The 21,048-nt window shown below is 69.8% G+C and carries 16 protein-coding genes; 14 read left to right on the forward strand and 2 right to left on the reverse strand.

From position 1 onward, the window contains the following. The first annotated feature begins 109 nt into the window (after positions 1–109). Together MB1_RS24090 and MB1_RS24095 are read left to right on the forward strand one after the other, a co-directional pair. Positions 110–868, forward strand: a complete 759-nt coding sequence (locus MB1_RS24090; RefSeq protein ID WP_066913524.1) for a lysophospholipid acyltransferase family protein — start codon at positions 110–112, stop codon at positions 866–868. Between the two features lie 113 nt (positions 869–981). After that, on the forward strand, positions 982–1,791 hold the full coding sequence (locus tag MB1_RS24095) for an HAD family hydrolase (protein WP_066913553.1): 810 nt from the start codon (positions 982–984) through the stop codon (positions 1,789–1,791). A gap of 75 nt (positions 1,792–1,866) precedes the next feature. On the opposite strand, the gene map is transcribed toward MB1_RS24095, so the two are convergent. Further along, on the reverse strand, positions 1,867–2,649 hold the full coding sequence (gene map, locus MB1_RS24100; protein WP_066913526.1) for a type I methionyl aminopeptidase: 783 nt from the start codon (positions 2,647–2,649) through the stop codon (positions 1,867–1,869). Positions 2,650–2,753: 104 nt separating this feature from the next. Between map and MB1_RS24105 the strand changes: the two genes are divergently transcribed. Beyond that, positions 2,754–3,020: a helix-turn-helix domain-containing protein gene (locus MB1_RS24105; RefSeq protein ID WP_066913528.1), complete on the forward strand. Its 267-nt coding sequence runs from the start codon at positions 2,754–2,756 to the stop codon at positions 3,018–3,020. A 186-nt stretch (positions 3,021–3,206) separates the two neighbouring features. On the opposite strand, the gene MB1_RS24110 is transcribed toward MB1_RS24105, so the two are convergent. Next, entirely contained in the window at positions 3,207–5,225 is a 2,019-nt protein-coding gene (locus tag MB1_RS24110; protein WP_369406887.1) for an N-acetylmuramoyl-L-alanine amidase, read from the reverse strand. Between the two features lie 321 nt (positions 5,226–5,546). Between MB1_RS24110 and glf the strand changes: the two genes are divergently transcribed. From glf to fadD32, 11 genes are all read left to right on the forward strand, one after another. Further along, a complete protein-coding gene (gene glf, locus MB1_RS24115; protein WP_066913532.1) occupies positions 5,547–6,761 on the forward strand; it encodes a UDP-galactopyranose mutase in 1,215 nt (404 codons plus the stop codon). Continuing rightward, positions 6,761–8,794 (forward strand): glycosyltransferase, encoded by a 2,034-nt coding sequence (locus MB1_RS24120; protein WP_084352619.1) that lies wholly within the window; start codon positions 6,761–6,763, stop codon positions 8,792–8,794. The genes glf and MB1_RS24120 overlap by 1 nt, the downstream gene beginning before the upstream one ends. A gap of 67 nt (positions 8,795–8,861) precedes the next feature. Continuing rightward, positions 8,862–9,407 (forward strand): phosphatase PAP2 family protein, encoded by a 546-nt coding sequence (locus MB1_RS24125; protein WP_066913557.1) that lies wholly within the window; start codon positions 8,862–8,864, stop codon positions 9,405–9,407. Then, positions 9,404–10,330 carry a decaprenyl-phosphate phosphoribosyltransferase gene (locus tag MB1_RS24130; RefSeq protein ID WP_066913535.1) on the forward strand — a complete coding sequence of 309 codons (927 nt, stop codon included), beginning with the start codon at positions 9,404–9,406 and terminating at the stop codon, positions 10,328–10,330. Before MB1_RS24125 ends, MB1_RS24130 begins: the two co-directional genes overlap by 4 nt. After that, positions 10,308–12,224, forward strand: a complete 1,917-nt coding sequence (locus MB1_RS24135; protein WP_439646974.1) for an arabinofuranosyltransferase AftB family protein — start codon at positions 10,308–10,310, stop codon at positions 12,222–12,224. The genes MB1_RS24130 and MB1_RS24135 overlap by 23 nt, the downstream gene beginning before the upstream one ends. A 538-nt stretch (positions 12,225–12,762) precedes the next feature. Then, positions 12,763–13,710 (forward strand): alpha/beta hydrolase, encoded by a 948-nt coding sequence (locus MB1_RS24140; protein WP_066913539.1) that lies wholly within the window; start codon positions 12,763–12,765, stop codon positions 13,708–13,710. 243 nt (positions 13,711–13,953) lie between these two features. Then, a complete protein-coding gene (locus MB1_RS24145; protein ID WP_084352621.1) occupies positions 13,954–15,867 on the forward strand; it encodes an alpha/beta hydrolase-fold protein in 1,914 nt (637 codons plus the stop codon). 322 nt (positions 15,868–16,189) lie between these two features. Next, on the forward strand, positions 16,190–16,744 hold the full coding sequence (locus MB1_RS24150; protein ID WP_084352623.1) for a DUF732 domain-containing protein: 555 nt from the start codon (positions 16,190–16,192) through the stop codon (positions 16,742–16,744). An 18-nt stretch (positions 16,745–16,762) separates the two neighbouring features. After that, positions 16,763–17,701, forward strand: a complete 939-nt coding sequence (locus MB1_RS24155) for a cutinase family protein (RefSeq protein WP_245650349.1) — start codon at positions 16,763–16,765, stop codon at positions 17,699–17,701. Positions 17,702–17,911: 210 nt separating this feature from the next. Next, positions 17,912–18,904 carry an LLM class F420-dependent oxidoreductase gene (locus MB1_RS24160; RefSeq protein WP_066913545.1) on the forward strand — a complete coding sequence of 331 codons (993 nt, stop codon included), beginning with the start codon at positions 17,912–17,914 and terminating at the stop codon, positions 18,902–18,904. A gap of 192 nt (positions 18,905–19,096) precedes the next feature. Next, entirely contained in the window at positions 19,097–21,034 is a 1,938-nt protein-coding gene (gene fadD32 / locus MB1_RS24165; RefSeq protein WP_066913547.1) for a long-chain-fatty-acid--AMP ligase FadD32, read from the forward strand. The last annotated feature ends 14 nt before the right edge of the window (positions 21,035–21,048 follow it).

The raw sequence follows: 21,048 nt of genomic DNA on the forward strand, positions 1-21,048 counted from the left end.
ATCAGTCGGCCGCCTCGACCGGTAACCGACCAGGCGGTCTTCAACTTTGTCGCACCGCCGGTCACATTTACCCCGGGCCAAGCGCGCGGGACACACTACTGTCGGTGTGGTGGAACCGGTTTACCGAACGATCATCGGCATCGCGCGAACGGTATTTGCAGCCCAGGGACTGACGTTCACCGTCACGGGGGACGAACACATCCCCGCGACCGGCGGCGCCGTGATAGCGATCAACCATACCGGCTATATGGATTTCACCTATGCCGGACTTCCCGCCCGCCGGGTGAAGCGGTACATCCGCTTCATGGCGAAGCAGGAGGTCTTCACCCACCCGATCACCGGGCCGATCATGCGCACCCTCAAGCACATCCCCGTCGACCGCACCGCCGGGGCGGATGCCTACAAGGCGGCGGTCGAGGACCTGCGGCAGGGCGAACTGGTCGGCGTCTACCCCGAGGCGACGATCAGCCGAAGCTTCGAGATCAAGGACTTCAAGTCCGGTGCGGCGCGGATGGCGATCGAGGCCGGCGTCCCGATCATCCCGGTGGTGATCTGGGGCGCGCAGCGGGTGTGGACCAAGGGGCACCCCAAGCGATTGGGCCGAACCAATACCCCGATCTCGATGGCGGTGGGTGAGCCGATCCCGCCGAACCTGCCCGCCGGGGAATTGACCGCCTTGCTGCGCGCGACGATGCAGCAGATGCTCGAGGGCCTGCAAAAGGACTACGACCACGAGCCCGGCGCCTACTGGGTGCCCGCCCGTCTCGGCGGCGGGGCGCCGACGCTCGAGGAGGCCACCGCATTGGACCAACAGGACATAGCGAAGCGAATCGCGGAACGCCGGAAAAAGGCGACCGACGGCGAGTAACGGATTCAACAATCCGCCGGGGCAAATAATCGGGCACAATCGACGCAGTGCGCACCCGTAATGCCCCGGAAACAGAACTAGACACCCCGAAAACGGCCGAATCGTTCGACACCCTGCCGTCGCTGATCGCCAGCGATGTCGACGGAACATTGATCTCTTCCGAGGGCCGCATCACCCCGCGCACCCGCGAGGCGGTCGGCGCGGTACGCGATCGCGGCGCGACCTTCGTCCTGGCGACGGGGCGCCCGCCCCGCTGGATCGCGCCGGTCGCCGACGAACTCGGCTACGCACCGCTGGCGGTCTGCGCGAACGGCGCGGCCCTCTACGACAGCGGCGACGACCGGGTCGTGCGGGTGGTCAACCTCGCCCCGGACACCCTGGACTGGCTGGCGGACCTGGCCACGGGCCTGCTCGACGGGGTCGGACTCGCCGTCGAGCGGATCTCGCCCGGTTCGCACACCGACGACGATCTGCTGCGCTTCGTCTCCGCGCCCGGCTATCAGCACGCCTGGGAGCGGTCCGACCACGCCGAGGTCTCCTTCGAGGAACTGATCGAGCGCCCCGCGATCAAGCTGCTGGCGCGCTGTCCGGGTCTGTCGAGTTCCGAGATGTTCGGCATTCTCGCGCCGCACGTCGGCGATCGGGTCGACATGACATTTTCGACGGAGAACGGACTGCTGGAAATCTCGGCGGGCGGAGTCAACAAAGCGACCGGTCTTCTGATGGCGGCCGACTATTTGAATATTCCGTCGGATTCCATTCTCGCTTTCGGTGATATGCCGAATGACGTCCCGATGTTGACGATGGCCCGGCACGGCGTCGCGATGGGCAACGCCCACCCGCGGGCGCGCGAGGCCGCCGACGAGATCACCGCCGCCAACGACGACGACGGCGTCGGCCGGGTCCTCGAGCGGCTGCGCTGAGCGGGTCCTCGAGCGGCTGCGCCGAGCAGGTCCTCGAGCGGCTGCGCCGAGGCGTGACCGCGCGGGTCGGAACGGCTAGCCGCCCGCGATCCCGGTACCGGCGGTCAGCACCACCGGCCCGTCCTCGGTGATCGCGACGGTGTGTTCGCTGTGCGCGGCGTTCGATCCATCGGCCATCCGGATCGTCCAGCCGTCCGCGTCCATGACGATGCGGTCGGTCCCTCGCGAGAACCAGGGCTCGATCGCCAGCACCAGACCGGGCACCAGGCGCATCCCGCGCCCGGCGCGCCCGGCGTTGGGGACGTGCGGGTCCTCGTGCATCGTGCGACCGAGTCCGTGACCGCCGAAGCCGGTGTTGATCCGGTACCCGCCCGCGTCGGCGACCCCGCCGATCGCGGCGCTGATGTCGCCCAGTCGCCCACCCGGCCGGGCGGCGGCGATCCCGGCGGCCAGGGCGGCGGCGGTCGCATCGACGAGGCGCTGATCCTCCGGGTCCGCCGTGCCGACGATCGTGGTCAACGCGGCGTCGGCAACCCAGCCGTCGATCGAGACGGCGAAGTCCATCGACAGCACGTCGCCGTCGGCGAGGACGTGATCGTGCGGCAGGCCGTGCAGCACGGCGTCGTTGACCGACAGGCAGATCACATTGCGGAAGGGCCCCTCGCCGAAGGAGGGCTCGTAGTCCCAGTAGCAGGACTGCGCGCCGGCCTCGGCGACCAGGTCGCGGGCCCGCATTTCGAGATCGAGCACGTTGACGCCGACCTTCGCGCGGTCCCGCAGGTCGACGAGGGTGCGCGCGACGAAGTCGCCGGTCCGTCCCATGCGACGGATCTCCTGCGGGGACTTCAATTCGATCATCGATCACTCCATCGGGTGTGCGGTATTTCTATACCAGCCTAACGCGTCGGCGGTATAGAAATACCGTCGGTATAGAAATACCAGCATCCGGTAGTGTGGTCCACATGGTGCGCAGACCGCTGTCCGGAGAACAGATCGCCGCCGGGCGCCGCCTCGGGGTGGCCCTGCGGAATGCCCGTGGCCCGCGGCCGCTCGACGACGTCGCCGGCGCGGCCGGGATCTCCCCGGAGACGCTCCGCAAGATCGAGACCGGTCGGCTGCCCACCCCGGCCTTCGGCACGGTGGTCGCCCTGGGGCGCGCCCTGGATCTACCGGTGGAATCGCTCGCCGAGATCTGGTCGCCGACGATGGCCGCCGACCGCTCGGCCTGAGCCGCTCCCGGCTCCCGACCGCCCTCGCCGCTCCCGGCAGAACACCGGCCCGACCGCCTCGCCGCTTCCGGCCGACGCAACGCTCCCGACCGATACGGCTCCCGCGCCCGTGTCCGGGACGAGCCGATACCTACGCGAGGTGCCCCGCCCGAATATTCGGGCGGGGCACCTCGTCGATCGGGTCGGTTATTCGACCGGCTGCAGCGGACCCTCCGCGACCGGCGCCGGCGCGACGACGGCCGGGGCATCGATCGCCGCGGGAGCGGGCGCCTCGGAGGACGCCGCGGGAGCCGGCGCGTCGGCGGACGCCTCGGGGGCGGGAGCCGCGGAGGTCTCCGGAATCTCGGCCCGCGGCGGGGCCTCCACCCGGGTCACCGTCTGGCTGACCTGGTTGTAGACCAGCGACCCGTTCTGGAAGTCGCTGCGCCGGCCGTCCGGCACCGCATACTCGTCGCCGATCGGCGCACCCAGGATGCCCAGTTCGCCGCCGAGCGCCCGAAACTCGTCGAGGATCCTGCCGACCACGAGGGCGGTGTCCCCGGAGGCGTCCGAGTAGATCGAGCCACCCGCGAAGTCGGCGTGCGAAGCCCCGTTGGGCCCCGACAGCAGACCGGTCAGCGCCTGACCGAGGAATCCGGTCTCCCCGCCGGCCTGCACCCACCGCTGCACCACCGGGCTGCTGTCCAGCGCGGCCAGCAGGCTCGCCGCCAGGTCGCGCACCGTCTCGGCACGGGTGGTCGAGGTGGCGCCCCCGCCGTCGGTCACCAACTGATCCGCGCCGGGGCTCGACGTCGGGGCGCTGGTGGTCGGGGTGGTGGTGGTCGGGCGGTTCTTGTTGGCGATGTAGTCGGCGGCGATCTGCCGGATCTCGGGCAGCGCCGCATAACCGGCGTCGCCCGGGCAGGAGGTCCGGCCGACGTCGCGGTGGGCGAAGATCACCGGCAGCCGGATCGAGTCGCCCTGGCGCACGAAGGTGAACCGGGTGCCCTCGGAGTACATCGTCGTCCAGCCCTGCGGGTCGAGCCCGGCGAGATCGAGGCGCCAGCCGAGGAACTGGCCGACCGCCTGCAGCATCGCGTCGGTCGGCCGCACCCGGGAGAAGTCGCCCATCATCGCGACCCCGACGGTGTTCTCGTTGAACCCACCGGCGTGCGATCCGCGCACCGGACGGTCGATACCGCCGGCGCGACCCTCGAAGATCTGGCCGTACTTGTCGACCAATGCCTGGTAGCCGACGTCGCACCAGTTCAGCGTCTGGGTGTGGTACTGGTAGATCGCTCGCAGGATGCCGGCCGATTCCGCCCGCGTGTAGTCGTTGGAACCGGCGGTGTGGTGCACGGTCGCTCCGCCGATCGAGCTGTCGTAGGTCGGCGCGCAGCGCTTCGACTCGTCGGCTCCCCATTCCGCCCGGGTGATCACCCGCGGGCTGCCGGAGAACGACTGGGCCACGCCCTGGTAGATCCCGTCGTCCGCGCCGACGCCGGTGTTGATCATCACGGCCTTCAACGTGTCGACCAGTTGGTCTGTGGGCTCCTCGTACGACGCCGGGCGGTACTCGACCGGAGCCGGAGCCGAACCGTCGCTCGGGACGACTTGTCCCTCGACGCTCGTCGGATCGGTCGCCGGCGCGGCGCCGGCCCCCGGGTCCTGCGGCGCGGGGTGATCCTCACCGGGGTGGTCGACGTGCGGCAGATCGTCCTCACCCGCAGCGGCGGTCAGGAACTGCACCCGACGGGTTTCACCGACGTAGATCGGTTCGGTCCCCGCGACGGCATCGGACGCCGCGGCCAACTCCGGGTTCTCCCCCTCGGACGCCTCCAGCGGGTACCACGGGCCCCAGCTGCCGTCGCCGAGTTCCGCGCGCACGTACGAGGCCAGGCTGTCGACCGCGCCGGTGAGCGCCACCACACTGAACGGTGTATCGCTGGTGACTTCCTTCACGCGCGTCTCGGCGGTCACCGGATCCGCGGGGTCGCCGGTGACGACGCCGGGATCGACGGGGCTCGGCTGCGCGGCCGATGAGGCGGGGATCGGCTCCGCCGCCGGCAGGCCCAGGTCCGACAGGTTCGGTATGACAATTCCGCCGTCCGGCGCGAGGCCGATCGGCAGCGGCAGCTGAATGTCCGGGATATTCAGACCGGACAGCTGGCTGAGCGGGATTGTTACATACGGAAAGTCCTGTAATTCCTGCTGAACAATGGTCACCGGTTTGATTTCCACCGGCCCGCCTGCCGGGCGAACGCCAGACCCCTGCTGGTAAACAACGCCCACGGCAAGCGGCCCCCCGACGACCAGAGCGGCGACGGCACCGTAGACGAGCGACGGTGTATGTCGACGATTAGGCACGTCATCTCCCGATTCGTGGTTAAACACTATGATCTCAGTGATAGACAGTAACCACATTCGTCACAAAGTCTCGACTACTGGTTCAGGGCGTGTCGCGAATCCCGACCACACCGTCCGATCGAGGCCCTGCCGGCAGCGCCGCGCATCGGGGCACGCGGCCGTCCGATACCCTCGTTCCCCGTGGCAGACCAAACTCCTCCCGCCTCCGGCGAACCGTTCGACCTGCTGGTCGTCGGCTCCGGATTCTTCGGCCTGACCGTCGCCGAGCGGGCCGCCCGCGAGCTGGGCAAGCGGGTGCTGGTGGTCGAGCGTCGGGCGCATATCGGCGGCAACGCCTACTCCGAGCCCGAGCCGACGACCGGTATCGAGATCCACCGGTACGGCGCGCACCTGTTCCACACCTCGAACGAGCGCGTGTGGGAGTACGTCAACCGGTTCACCTCGTTCACCGGCTACCAGCACCGCGTCTTCGCGCTGCACAAGGGGCAGGCGTACCAGTTCCCGATGGGCCTGGGCCTGGTCTCCCAGTTCTTCGGCCGCTTCTTCAGCCCGGAGGAGGCGCGTGCGCTGATCGCCGAGCAGGCCGCCGAGTTCACCTCGGCCGACGCCCGCAACTTCGAGGAGAAGGCGATCAGCCTGATCGGGCGCCCGCTCTACGAGGCGTTCGTGCGCGACTACACCGCCAAGCAGTGGCAGACCGATCCGCGTGAGCTGCCCGCGGCGAACATCACCCGCCTGCCGGTCCGCTATACCTTCGACAACCGCTACTTCAACGACACCCACGAGGGTCTGCCGGTCGACGGCTACACCGCGTGGCTCGAGGCGATGGCCGCCGACGAGCGCATCGAGGTGCGCCTGAACACCGACTGGTTCGACGTCGCCGACGAGCTGCGGGCGCAGAGCCCGAACGCCCCGGTGATCTACACCGGCCCGATCGACCGCTACTTCTCGTACTCCGAGGGCGAGCTGGGCTGGCGCACCCTCGACTTCGAGACCGAGGTGCTGCCGATCGGCGACTTCCAGGGCACCCCGGTGATGAACTACAACGATGCCGACGTGCCGTACACGCGCATCCACGAGTTCCGGCACTTCCACCCCGAGCGGTCCTACCCGGCCGACAAGACGGTGATCATGCGGGAGTACTCGCGCTTCGCCCGCACCGGGGACGAGCCGTACTACCCGATCAACGCCGGCGAGGATCGCGACAAGCTCGCGGCCTACCGGGCGCTGGCCAAGCGCGAGACCGCCGAGTCGAACGTGATCTTCGGCGGCCGCCTCGGCACCTACCAGTACCTCGACATGCACATGGCGATCGCCAGCGCGCTGACGATGTTCGACAACACCCTGGCGCCGCACCTCGAGTCCGGCGCGCCGCTCGGCGAGCGGGGCGAGTGATGAGCAAGCCCGCCTCGCCCCGGGTCCGCCCGGTCGGGCGACGTCTGCATCCCGACGAGACCGACGAGTTGCCGGTGCTCGACGAGGTGCTCGAGCCGGAGTCCGCGGCGATCTCCCTGCTCGCCCGCGTCCTGGTCCCGCGCGCCGGTGAACACCTCGACGTGCGGACGCTCTACCTGACCGAGTCGGCGTCCAACGCCCGGCGCGCCCATCCGGTGGGCCGCACCTCGCTGTCGATCGGCGCGGACTCCGAGGTCTCCTTCGCGACGTACTTCAACGCCTTCCCCGCGTCCTACTGGCGCCGCTGGACCACCCTCGACTCGGTGGTGCTGCGGGTCGAGGTGCGCGGCCGCGGTCGGATCGACGTCTACCGCTCCAAGGCGGACAGCTCCCGCATCCACGTCACCGGGCAGGCTGTCGGCCCGGTCGCCCGCCGCCCCCTGGCGGGCCGCTTCACCGAGCCGGAATCGGGCTCGGCCGTCGCGACCGCCGAGGTATCGGTGGTCGAGATCCCGCTCGACCTGGCGCCGTTCGAGGACGGCGGCTGGCTCTGGTTCGACATCACCACCGATACCGAGGTGCTCGTCGAGTCCGCCGGTTGGTACGCGCCGGTCGCGGCGCCGGGTGCCGGTCGCGTCGCCGTCGGCATCCCGACGTTCAACCGGCCCACCGACTGCGTCAACGCGCTGCACGCCCTCGCGAGCGATCCGCTGGTCCTCGACGTGATCGACGCGGTGATCATCCCGGACCAGGGCACCCGCAAGGTGGCCGACGAGCCCGGCTTCACCGAGGCCGCCGCCGCCCTGGGCGACCGGCTGACCGTGCACGACCAGGCGAACCTCGGCGGCTCGGGCGGCTACAGCCGGATCATGTACGAGGCGCTGGCGACCACCTCCGCCGACTACATCCTGTTCATGGACGACGACATCGAGCTCGAGCCCGATACCGTCCTGCGCACCCTGGCCTTCGCCCGCTTCGCGACCGTGCCGACGCTGGTCGGCGGCCAGATGCTCAACCTGCAGGAACGCAGCCACCTGCACACGATGGGCGAGGTGATCCAGCGCCACAACTTCATGTGGGGCGCGGCGCCCAATACCGAGTACGACCACGACTTCTCGAAGTACCCGCTCACCGATCGGGACAACTCCAAGCTGCTGCACCGGCGGATCGACGTCGACTACAACGGCTGGTGGGTCTGCATGATCCCGCGGGTGGTCGCCGAGACGATCGGGCAGCCGCTACCGCTGTTCATCAAGTGGGACGACGCCGAGTACGGGCTGCGCGCCCGCGAGGCCGGCTTCCCGACGGTGACGCTGCCCGGCGCGGCGATCTGGCATATGGCCTGGTCCGACAAGGACGACGCGATCGACTGGCAGGCGTACTTCCACCTGCGCAATCGACTGATCGTCGCCGCCCTGCACCAGCCGGACAGCGCCCGCGGTCTGATCCTCGACACCGTCAAGGCGACCACGAAGCACCTGCTCTGCCTCGAGTACTCGACCGTCGCGATCCAGAACAAGGCGATCGAGGACTTCCTGGCCGGCCCGGAGGTCCTCTTCGACCGGCTGCCGCGTTCGCTCGGCGAGGTCCACGCGCTGCGCAAGACCTACCCCGACGCGGTGGTCCTGCCGTCGTCGACCGCCCTGCCGCCCGCCTCGCACGCCGGGGTCGGCGCGGTGGGTGAGCCGGCCGGCGCGCTGCGCAAGGTCGGGCGGCTGGCGAAGGGTCTGCTGCACAATCTGCGCCCGGCCGATCCGCACAACCTGGAGCAGCCGCAGCTGAACGTGCCGACCATCGACTCGCGATGGTTCCTGCTGTCCCAGGTCGACGGGGTCACGGTGACCACCGCCGACGGGCGCGGCGTGGTCTATCGCAAGCGCGACCGCGCGGTCGCCGCATCGCTGCTGCGCGAGGCCCTGGGCCTGCGCCGGCAGCTGAACACCGAATTCGCGGGCTTGTCCGAGCGCTACCGCGCGGCACTGCCCGACCTGATCAGCACCGAGAGTTGGGAACGTGTCTTTCACCAGCAGTAACTCCACGCCGACGGATGCGGGGCATCCCGGCGGACCCGATGTGCAGACCCCGGCGGATGGCCGGCCGGTGGACGCCGAGCAGCTCGATGCGGCTCCCGCCACCGGCGAGGCCGCCCTCCTGGCCGCGATCCAGCAGCCGCTGCTCGCGGTGCCGGGCGCCGTCCCCGCCGCCCGCGGCCTGTCCCACTTCGGCGAGCACGCCCTCGGCTGGATGGCCCTGGCCGCGGCCGGAGCCGTCGTCGACCGCCCGCATCGGCGCCGGTGGATCGCCGCCGGGGTCGGGGCCTTCGGCGCCCACGCGGCCTCGGTGATCATCAAGCGCGTCGTGCGCCGCCGCCGCCCGAACCACCCGTCGATCCGCGTCGGGGTCGGTACCCCGAGCAAGTTGAGCTTCCCGTCCTCGCACGCGACGTCGACCACCGCCGCCGCCGTGCTGATGGCGCGGGCCACCGGCAGCCCGCTGCCGCTCGCGGTGATCCCGCCGATGCTGGTCTCCCGGCTGGTGCTCGGCGTCCACTACCCCACCGATGTGCTCGCCGGCGCCGCGCTCGGCGCGGCGAGCGCCGCCGCCGTCGGTATCGCCGAGGCACGTACCCGAACGGACCGCGCATGAGCGAGGACGCCGCCACCGCAACCACCCCGCCGACCAGCCTGGGTTCCGGGCTGATCAAGGCGCTGCGCCCGCGTCAGTGGGTCAAGAACGTCCTGGTCCTCGCGGCGCCGTTCGCCGCCGGCTCGGTCGCCGACCTGACGGTGCTCGGCAACGTCGGCATCGCCTTCGTCGCCTTCTGTCTGGCCGCCTCGGGCGTCTACCTGGTCAACGACGCGCTCGACGTCGAGGCCGACCGGGCGCATCCGACCAAGCGCAACCGTCCGATCGCCGCCGGGGTCGTCCCGGTCGGGTTGGCCTACGGGCTGGCTATCGCGCTGTTCGTCGCTGCCCTGGCGCTGTCGGTGCTGGCCAGCGTGGACCTGGTGATCGTGATCGCGGTCTACATCGCGATCCAGTTGGCCTACTGCTTCGGGCTCAAGCACCAGGCGGTGCTCGACATCTGCATCGTGTCGTCCGGCTTCCTGATCCGCGCGATCGCCGGTGGCGCGGCCGCCGGCATCGCGCTGTCCCAGTGGTTCCTGCTGGTGATGACCTTCGGTTCGCTGTTCATGGTCGCCGGCAAGCGCTACGCCGAACTGCGCCTCGCCGAGCGGACCGGCGCCAAGATCCGCAAGTCGCTCGAGCGGTACACCACCAGCTACCTGCGGTTCGTCTGGACGCTGGCCGCCACCGCGATGGTGCTGTGCTACGGCATGTGGGTCTTCGACCCGGCCTCGGTGCGCGGCGGCGGCGTCGCCGAAGAGGCGTCGATCTGGTACGTGATCTCGATGATCCCGTTCACCGTCGCGGTGCTGCGGTACGCGGTCGACGTCGACGGCGGCCAGGCGGGCGAGCCCGAGGAGATCGCCCTGGGCGATCGCGTCCTGCAGGTGCTGGCGTTGGCCTGGATCGGAGCTGTCGTTGCCGCTGTCTACCTCGCGTAGTCGGCGGGTTCGCCGGCGCGAGTTGATCACGCTCGCGGCGATCCTCGGCACCGGAGTTCTCACCTTTTGGGCGGCGTGGCAACGGCGTTGGATCGCCGACGACGGTCTGATCGTCCTGCGCACCGTCCGCAACCTGCTCGCGGGCAACGGCCCGGTGTTCAACGTCGGCGAGCGGGTCGAGGCCAATACCTCGACCGCCTGGACGTACGTCGTCTACGGCGGAGGCCGGCTCACCGGCATCCAGCTCGAATACGTCGTGCTCGCGATCGCGCTGATCCTGACGACGGCGGCAATCGTGATCGCCGGCCTGGGGACCGCGCTGCTCTACCGCCGCCGCGCGGCCCGGACCGGGGCGCTGCTGCTGCCGGCGGGCCTGCTGGTCTACCTGGCGTTGCCGCCCGCGCGCGACTTCGCCACGTCCGGGCTCGAAACCTGCCTGGTGATCTTCTGGATCGCGGTGGTCTGGCTGCTGCTGGTGCGGTGGGCCCTGCGCGGGCCGACGGTGCCGGTCCCCACCGTCGAAACCCTCGCCTTCGGCTTCTGGGCCGGATTGGCGCCGTTGGTGCGCCCGGAACTGGTGATCGTCGGCGGACCGGTCCTGCTCGCGCTGTGGCTGAGCTGCCGCGGATGGCGGCAGGTCGTCGGCCTGCCGATCATCGCCGCGCTGACCCCGGTCGGCTACCAGATCTGGCGGATGGGCTACTACGGGCTGCCCTACCCCAATACCGCGGTCTCCAAGGACGCCGGCGGGGCGAAGTGGTCGCAGGGCCTGGCCTATCTGTGGAATCTCTTCGGCACCTACGCGCTGTGGCTGCCGCTGCTGGTCCTGGCGATCGCCGCGGTGGTCGCCGTCGGACTGCGCCGCCGCTCGACGGCCGCGCCGCGCGCGGAGTCGGAGTCAACCGACCGGCTGAGCACCGCGGGCCCGACCGGACGCTCCCTCGTCGATCGGCTCGACGGCCTGCGCGCGCTCGTGCAGCGCCCGGCCGGGGCGGTCCTGCTGATGCTCGGTACCGGGCTGCTGTCGCTGGTCTACGCCGTTCGGGTCGGCGGCGACTTCATGCACGGGCGCACGCTGCTGCCCGGCGTCTTCCTGCTGCTGCTGCCGATGGCGGTGCTGCCGTTGACCTCGCCGCTGCGCGGTGAGCGGGCGGTGCGCATCCGCGCGGCGACGGTCGCGGTCGCCTGGGTGCTGATCGTCGGCTGGTCCGCCGTGGTCGGCTCGATGGCCGGCATGTCGGGCGGCTGGCTGGTCGGCCGCTCGGGCATCGTCGACGAGCGCGCGTTCTACACGCTCAACACCGGCAACAGCCACCCGATCCTCGCGTCGGACTACCTCGACTACCCCCGGATGCGGGCGATGGTCGAGGCGATCAACAACACCCCGGACGGCGGTGTTCTGCTGCCGGCCGGCGACTTCACCTACTGGTACGTCGTGCCCCCGCCGGACCCGATCCCCGAGGGCGGCGCCGAACACGTCGTCTACTTCCTGAACCTGGGCATGACGAGCATGAACGTCGGCCTGGACGTGCGGGTCCTCGACCAGATGGGCCTGGCCTACCCGCTCGCCGCCCACACAGAACGGCTCGACAATGGTCGAATCGGACACGACAAGGCGCTTTTCCCGGACTGGGTGATCGCGGACACCGGGATGGTCGAGGAGCATCCCTGGCTGCCGCAATTCCTGGACGAGAACTGGATCGCACAGGCGAAGGCGGCCCTCGGCTGCCAGGAGATCCAGGATCTGCTGGTCTCGTACCGGTCGGAGTTGACCTTCGCCCGATTCGTCCAGAACTTCAAGCGAGCGTTCGAGTTTGCGGCCTTCCGGTTCGATCGTGTGCCCAAGTACACACTGGAGGAATGTGGGATTCCTCTCCCACCGCCGGTCGAATGATCCATCGGTCGACGTGGCCAGCGGGCGCGGCCTCCCGCCGTTGTACGGACCGGTCGAAAAAATATCTCGGTCCGGTAACACCACTCGATCACAATGCGATAAACCGGGCGTTGTTCGACAGCGAAGGAATGTCGGACTCCCCGCCGACGGCGCCGCGGGCATCCACCTGCGGTGATGCCCACCCGGGCCGCCGGACGGCGGGGTGGAGCGCCACACCGGGTCGGCCGCAAAGCGGCCGTAGGGATACATTCCGGTCACGGAGACAACCGAAAGTCTCGGTTCGGGTCGGTTTTCAGACCTCGTGGTGGTTTAGTGAGGTCGATGCGGATTGCCCGACATCGGGCGATCGCTTAGGCTCCGACCGGCGCGGCGGTCCTGTTCGGACCGCCGCGATGTGTGCTTGGCGAACCGCTCCAGGTGGTCGGACGTAAACGGGTTACCCCACCACGGTGCGGGCAGATGAATGGAGTGTCGGGTCTTGAAGTTGGTCTCTGACCGCGGCGGACGCGAGGAAACCCCTCGCCGTCGGTCGTCGCGGATGCGCAGGCTCCTCGCCGTGGCGGCCGGTGTGCTGGTCGCCCCCCTCGCGGCAGGCGTGCTGACGGCGGCTCCGGCCTCCGCGGCCCCCGCCGGTGGGTACGAGGAGTTGATGGTCCCGTCGTCGATGGGCCCGATCAAGGTGCAGGTGCAGTACGCGGCCCGCGGCGGTGACGCGGCGCTCTACCTGCTCGACGGCCTGCGCGCCCGCTCGGATCGCAACGCCTGGTCCTTCGAGACCAACGCCATGGACCAGTTCCGCAACGACAACGTCACCCTGGTGATGCCGGTCGGCGGCGAGTCGAGCTTCTACTCGGACTGGTACTACCCGTCGAACCTGAACGGGCAGGAGATCACCTACAAGTGGGAGACCTTCCTGACCCAGGAGCTCCCGCAGTACCTCGCCGCCGAGCGCGGCGTCTCGCCGACCAACAACGGCGTGATCGGCCTGTCGATGGGCGGCTCGGCCGCGCTGACCCTGGCGGCGTACCACAAGGACCAGTTCCGCTTCGCGGGCTCGCTGTCGGGTTACCTGAACGTCTCGGCGCCCGGTATGCGCGAGGCGATCCGGGTCGCGATGCTCGACGCCGGCCGCTACAACGTCGACGCGATGTGGGGCCCGCCGTGGAACCCCGCGTGGCTGCGCAACGACCCGTTCGTCTTCGCGCCGCGCCTCGAGGGCACCTCGCTCTACGTCTCGGCCGCCACCGGCTTCCCCGGCCCGGCCGACAACCCGTCCGCGCCGATCGACTACTTCAACACCGCGAACGCGATCGGTCTCGAGACCCTGGCGATGACCAACTCGCGCGCCTTCCAGATCAAGCTGGCCACCCTCGGCATCCCGGCGACGTTCAACTTCCCGGTCGTCGGTACGCACCGGTGGGAGTACTGGCAGGGCGAACTGTGGAACGCCCGTCCGCAGATCCTCGACGCGCTCAACGCACACTGAGCGCACCGCGGAAGTAGCCACCGCGCGCACCCGGGGGTAACACCCCGACCACCGACACTCCATCGACGCCGTCACCGCATCCCGCGGTGGCGGCGTCGAGTCGTTTCCGGCCCGCCACCCTATGACCCCCACCTCTCTCGTCACAATTTTCACAGCAGTCACCGCGCGCCTCATCAATCACACGTCCACATCCGGGTATGAACGTGTGGCGAAGGGTTGGGTAGCGAAGGGACGTGCCGACAGATGGACGTGGGAATCACCGCTCGTGGCGACGATGCTCGGGAGTCGGCGACCCGGAGCCCGATCGGCAATCGCCGTACCCGGCGGCGGGCCGCGGCCGTCCCGGCCACCGCGCTGGGCCTGGCTCTCGTCCTCGGCTTCGGGGCCACCCCGGCCCTGACCTCCGCGACCGCCCAGGCGGCCCCGATCCTGCGCAACGAGGGTGCGGGCGCCTCGACGGTCGTCGACTACACCTGGATGTCCGACCGACGCGTCGCGCTGACGATCCACTCCGCGGCGATGAATGCGCCCATCCAGGTCCAACTGCTGCTCGCCCGCGACTGGAACGTCGATCCGACCGCCTCCTTCCCGGCCCTCTACCTGCTCGACGGCCTACGAGCGGTCGACTCCGAGAGCGGATGGACCCTCGACACCGACGCGGTCGACTTCTTCGCCGACAAGAACGTCAACGTCGTGCTGCCGATCGGCGGCGAGTCGAGCTTCTACACCGACTGGCTCGAACCGAACAACGGCAAGAACTACCAATGGGAGACCTTCCTGACGCAGGAGCTCCCGCCGATCCTCGAGAGCAGCTGGCGCACGACCGATACGCGCGCGATCGCGGGCCTGTCGATGGGCGGCACCGCGGCGATGACCCTCGCCGCCCGCCATCCGGGCTTCTACCGGTTCGCCGGATCGTTCTCGGGCATCCTGGCGACCTCGACGACCGGCATGCCGCAGGCGATCACCTACGCCCAGCTCGACGCCGGCGGCTACAGCTCCGCCGCGATGTGGGGCCCGCCCGGCGCGCCCGCCTGGAAGGAACACGACCCCTACGAGCTGGCCGACAAGCTGCAGGGCACCAGCCTCTACGTCTCCAGCGGCACCGGCGCCCCCGGTCCCTACGACCAGCCGTCCGCGGTCCCGGGGCTGAGCAACAACAGCGCGGGCAGCGGCCTCGAGGTGCTCGCCCGGCTCAGCTCGCAGACCTTCACCACCAAGCTCAGCAGGCTCGGCATCCCGGTGACGATCTCCTATCCGCCGACCGGAACCCACTCGTGGCCCTATTGGCAGGACGAACTGCACCGGGCCTGGCCGCAGATCGCCGACTCGCTCGCCGCCGGTCGCGATGCGCCGGCCTGCGACGTCACCGGCGATATCGCCACGCTGACCGCCGACAACCCGTGGCTGGGCAACTGTGTGACGCCGGGCTATCCGGTGGGCGACGGCACCGCCCAGGACTTCGTCAACGGTCGGGTCTACGCCTCCGCCGCCACCGGTGCGCATTGGTGGAGCGGCCTGATCGGCGGGGCCTACCAGGCGCTCGGCGGTCCCGCCGGACTGTTGGGCATCCCGCTGACCTCCGAGGTGAGTGCCCCGGACGGCCGTGGCCTGTTCGCCAACTTCGGCAACGGTGCGATCTACTTCACCCCGCAGACCGGCGCGAACGCGGTGCACGGCGACCTGCTGGCCGAGTGGGCCCGCGAAGGCTTCGAGGCCGGCCGGCTCGGCTATCCGATCCGCAACGAGGTCTCGACCCCGAACCGGCCCGGCGCGGTCCAGTCCTTCGAGCACGGGGTGCTCTACTGGTCGCCCGATACCGGCGCCCAGCGGGTCGAGGGTCGCATCCTCGATCGCTATGCGGCCGCGGGCTTCGAGGACGGCCTGCTCGGCTTCCCGACCAGCGGCGAGACCGCCGCGCGCGACGGTGGCGCCTTCAACCGCTTCGAGGGCGGCAACATCTACTGGACCGATGCGCTCGGCGCCCAGATCGTGCGCCGCGGCCCGATCATGGACGCCTGGGAATCGGTCGGCTTCGAGAACGGCCGCCTCGGATACCCGATCGGCGAGGAAACCCCGATCCTCGACGGCATCCGCCAGAACTTCGAGCACGGCTCGATCTCGGTGGTCGACGGCCGGGTGACGATCAGCGACTGATCGGCGCCCACCGGGCAACTCAGGGTGCTCTCAGCACCCGTCGCTAGCCTGGCTCGCTCGAGCGGAAACACGCTCTGCCGGACCCGCGGACAACGAAACGGCCGCCGGTACCGGTAGCGGTGCAACAACCGAGACACATTCCCGCTTCGGCGGGGCGCAAACCACGGCGAGGGCCGGGGATCGTGCCACGATGTGGCGATGGCCCCGGGTACGCCGGGGCGCGCCGGCGCGGACGCCGGGACGGCTGCGGCCGACCCCGGATCGGCCCGCCGGAAAATGGACAGTGGCGTCCGCTGGGCGCCGGGGAAGGATTCGGCTTTCGATGAGCGTTCGGCACGCACGGGCACCGTTTGTCGCGGTTGCCGCGGTGGCCATCGGCATTCTCGTGGCGGGGTGCGGCAACGACTCCTCCTCCGACGAGGTGACCACCACCTCGCTGGCCGAGACGTCCACCTCGCAGAGCGCCGAGCCGACGTCGGACGCCGCGGTACCGCCGGCCGATTCGGCGACCTCCGCTCCGGAATCCCCGGCCGCTCCCGCGCCCGCCCCCGCCGACCCCGGCGCGGCGACCGCGCCGCCCGCCGATCAGTCCGAGGTACCCGCGGTACCCGGCCCGACCGACGATCGCGGTCAGGCCTTCGTCGCGGCGCTGCGCGACCGCGGCATGCCGGTCGTCGACAACGGCGATCTGGCGGTCTCGACCGCCAACTACATCTGCACCGCGCAGGCGCAGGGTGAGGACGCCTCGCTGATCACCACCTACGTCACCGCGATGGTCGGTTCCGAGGCGAGCGCCGCCGGGGTGACCCTGACCGACGAGCAGGCCGCCGCCAACGCGGCGACCTACATCGAGGTCGCCGACTCGACGTACTGCTGACGTCGGGCGGATGTGACAGTGCGCACTCTTTTTCGAGCCTTCGTGGCCCTGATCGTCGTCATCCTGCTGGTCGTCCTGGGCTGGTACCTGCTGGCCGGTCGACTGCAGACCCCGGGCCCCGGGCCGACCCCCGGGCCGGAGCAGCCGCAGTCCCAGCCGGCCGACTGCCCCGACGTCCTGGCGGTCGCGATTCCGGGCACCTGGGAGTCGACGGCCACCGACGACCCGTACAACCCGACCGCGATGCCCGCCTCGCTGATGCAGAGCATCACCCGCCCCCTGCAGGAGCAGTTCTCGCCGGAGCGGCTGACCGTGTACACGGTGCCGTACGTCGCGCAGTTCTCGAATCCGATCGCGCTGCCGCCGGACGGCCAGCAGTCGTACAACAACAGCCGCAGCGAGGGCACCGCCCGCACGATCGACATCATCGCCCAGACCCACGCGCGGTGTGCGCTGACGAAGTACATCCTGACCGGCTTCTCCCAGGGCGCGGTGATCGCCGGCGACGTCGCCGCGCGCATCGGCAACGGTGAAGGCCCGGTTTCCGCCGATCTCGTCCTCGGCACGGCGCTGATCGCCGACGGCCGCCGCGACGCGGATTCCGGCATCCAGGTCAACCCCGGCATCGGCGGGGTCGGGGCGGAGGTCGCACTCGGCGGGCTCGATCTGCCGGGCATCACGATGACCGGTTCGCGGCCCACCGAGTTCGGTGCGCTGAACGATCGGGTCTACGAGATCTGTAATCCGACCGACATGATCTGCGCCTCCCCGACCGATGCGCTCAGTCCGGCGAATATCCCGAACAGCCTCGCGGTGTTGATCGGCTCGATCGGCAACCCGGCGCACGCGATGTACGCCTCGTTCGTCGTCGACGACGCCGGCACGACCGCCACCGAATGGGTCACGCGCTGGGCGGCCGACCTCACCAACAACACCCCCGAGGTTCCGCACTCCTGACGCCGGCCGCGAACCGACCGGTACTCCCATGAGGTCCGCGGCAGGAGCCGGCACAGCAAGTTCCCGGGAAGCACGCCGGGCGGGCCGCCGAAACGGCTCCCCGGTGGCGGGGCTCGCGGCGGGCGATAGAGTGGCGCCCTGGCGCGCGGCAGTCGACCACGATGCCGCGTTCCGCCAGACGACCACGAGTACCCGGGAGCACCGCGACAGATGAGCACGCCAACCGATCCGCCGCTTCGGAAGTTTCGCTTCGCAGCGGGCGGCGAGGGCAACAAGCAGGAGGGCGGCGCACGACGCTTCCTCCAGTTGGCGCGCACGGCCGAGGAACTGGGCTTCGACAGCTTCGTGATCCCCGACCACCTCGGCGACCAGGTCGGTCCGATCGCGGCGCTCGGCGCGCTGGCGGTGGCCACGGAGAACATCCGGATCGGCACCGCGGTGCTCGCCAACGGCTTCCGCCATCCGGCGGTCCTGGCCAAGGACGCCGCGACGATCGACGTGCTGTCGAAGGGCCGGCTCGAGCTCGGTATCGGCGCGGGCTGGATGAAGGACGAGTTCGACGCCGCCGGTATCGACTACGAACGGCCGGGCGAACGGATCGAGAAGCTCGACGAGGCGCTGACGATCCTCGATACGCTGCTGCGCGGCCAGGAGTGCACCTTCCACGGCAAGCACTACCGGATCGACGGCCTCAAGGGCAGCCCGCGCCCGCGGCAGGGCCCACGCCCGCCGATCGCGGTCGGTGGCGGCGGACCGAAGATGCTCGCGCTGGCCGCCAAGCATGCGGACATCATCTCGTTGGTGCCGTCGACCACCGCCGAGGGCAAGCTCAAGCTGTCCGGCATCACGATGGACAAGACCCGCGAGCGGATCGACTGGATCCGCGAGGCGGCCGGTGACCGTTTCCATGAGATCGAGCTCAACTGGACGATCACCATGATCGTCATCACCGACGACCGGGAACAGACGGCGGAAATGGCGTTGGCCGCCCTTGATCGCGGTTTCCCGCCGAACATCGAGGTCGATGCGCGGCTGACGGTGGAGGAGATCCTCGCGTCCCCGTACATCGCGATCGGTACGTTCGAGGAGATCGCCGACCAGGTCAGAAACGTTCGGGCCGCCACGTCGATGTCCTATGTGGGCGTGTTCCCCACACAAATGGAGGCATTCGCTCCGGTCATACCCCTGCTGTCGGATAGTTAACCGTCGCAGTACCGCTACCATGTTCGGAGCTATCGACCATTTCCGACGGTCGCGTCGAAAACCGACCCGAACGAAGGATTCGATCCCCGGCGGTGGGTCGACAGTACGAAGATCGTGTCCGGTAAGCGGTTCATGGATCGGCAATGACGATGCGGTAGAGAACCTCGTGCCGGATTCGAAGGAGAGGAAGTAATGGGTCAGAGCTTCGACGATTACGTCGATGAGAACGGCAATATCGTTGTCGGCGACCATCAGACGCTCGTCAGTCATGTCGAGCGCAACGTGGCTGAGAACGCCGACGCTCTGGCCTACCGCTTCATGGACTACTCGCAGGTCAGCGAGGGCGAGGCGAAGGAACTGACCTGGCAGGACTTCGGTCTGCGCCTGCGTGCGGTCGCCGCCCGTCTGCAGCAGGTCACCGAGCCGGGCGATCGGGTCGCGATCCTCGCGCCGCAGGGCCTCGACTACGTCGTGTCCTTCTTCGGCGCCATCTACGCCGGCACGATCGCGGTCCCGCTGTTCGACCCGGACGAGCCCGGACACTCCGACCGGCTGCGCGCGGTCCTCGGCGACTGCTCGCCGAAGGTGATCCTGACCGTCACCCGGTCGGCGAAGGGGGTGCGCGACTTCGTCCGCCCGATGCCCGCCGCCGAGCGACCCCGCATCCTGGCCGTCGACGCCGTCCCGGACACCGTCGCCGAGAGCTGGACCCCGCCGAACCCGCACGCGGACGACATCGCCTACCTGCAGTACACCTCCGGATCGACGCGGGTACCCGCCGGCGTGGAGATCACCCATCGCGCGGTCGGCGTCAACGCCCTGCAGATGGTCGACGGCATCAAGCTCGACGAGAACTCGCGCGGCGTCACCTGGCTGCCGATGTTCCACGACATGGGTCTGCTGACGGTGATCCTGCCCGCGCTGGGCGGCAACTACATCACGATCATGTCGCCGCTGGCCTTCGTGCAGCGCCCCGGCCGGTGGATCCGCGAGCTCGCGGCGGTCACCGACGGCGCGGGCACCTTCGCGGCCGCCCCGAACTTCGCCTTCGAGCACGCCGCCTCCCGCGGCCTGCCCAAGGCCGGCGAGGAACTCGACCTGTCGAACGTGATCGGTCTGATCAACGGCAGCGAGCCGGTCACCGTGTCGTCGATGCGCAAGTTCAACGACGCGTTCGCCCCCTACGGTCTGCCCGCGACGGCGATCAAGCCGTCCTACGGCATGGCCGAGGCGACCCTGTTCGTGTCGTCGACCCGCAATACCGACGCCGCGAAGATCACCTGGGTCGACCGCGAGGCACTCAATGCCGGCCGGATCGACTTCGCCGAGCCCGACAGCCCGTCCGCGCTGCCGATCGTCTCCTGCGGCTACGTCGCCCGCAGCCAGTGGGCGGCGATCGTCGACGCCGAGTCCGCCGTCGAGCTCGAGGAGGGCCGGGTCGGTGAGATCTGGCTGCACGGCGAGAACATCGGCCGCGGCTACTGGGGTCGCGACCTCGAGACCAGCGAGACCTTCCACAACAAGCTCGTCCAGCGCCTGTCCTCCGGAAGCCGCGCCGAGGGCGCACCCGACGACGCGAACTGGATGCGCACCGGCGACTACGGCGTCTACATCGACGGCGAGCTGTACATCACCGGCCGGGTCAAGGACCTGGTGATCGTCGACGGCCGCAACCACTACCCGCAGGATCTGGAGGCCTCGGCGCTCGAGGCGAGCACCGCCCTGCGTCCGGGCTTCGTCGCCGCCTTCTCGGTGCCCGCGAACGAACTGCCCGACGAGGTCTACCAGTACGGCGCCGCCGGACTGAGCCGCGATCCGCAGAACGCCGCCGAGCAGCTGGTGATCGTCGCCGAACGCGCCCCCGGCGCCGGCAAGGCCGATCCGGTGCCGATCGCCGACGCGGTGCGCGCGGCGATCTCGCAGCGCCACGGCGTCACCGCCCGCGACGTCCTGTTGGTACCGGCGGGATCGATCCCGCGTACCTCCAGCGGCAAGATCGCCCACCGGGCCTGCCGCGCCGCGTACATCACCGGCACCCTGCGCGGCGGCTACACCCAGAACGCCTTCCCCGACGCGGCCGTGCAGGTCGCGGCGGTGCAGAATTCCTTCCCCGATGCGGTAACGGAGTGAGACTCGACCTCCGT

It is taken from the genome of Millisia brevis NBRC 105863 (assembly GCF_001552615.1).
Taxonomy (GTDB): Bacteria; Actinomycetota; Actinomycetes; order Mycobacteriales; family Mycobacteriaceae; genus Millisia; species Millisia brevis.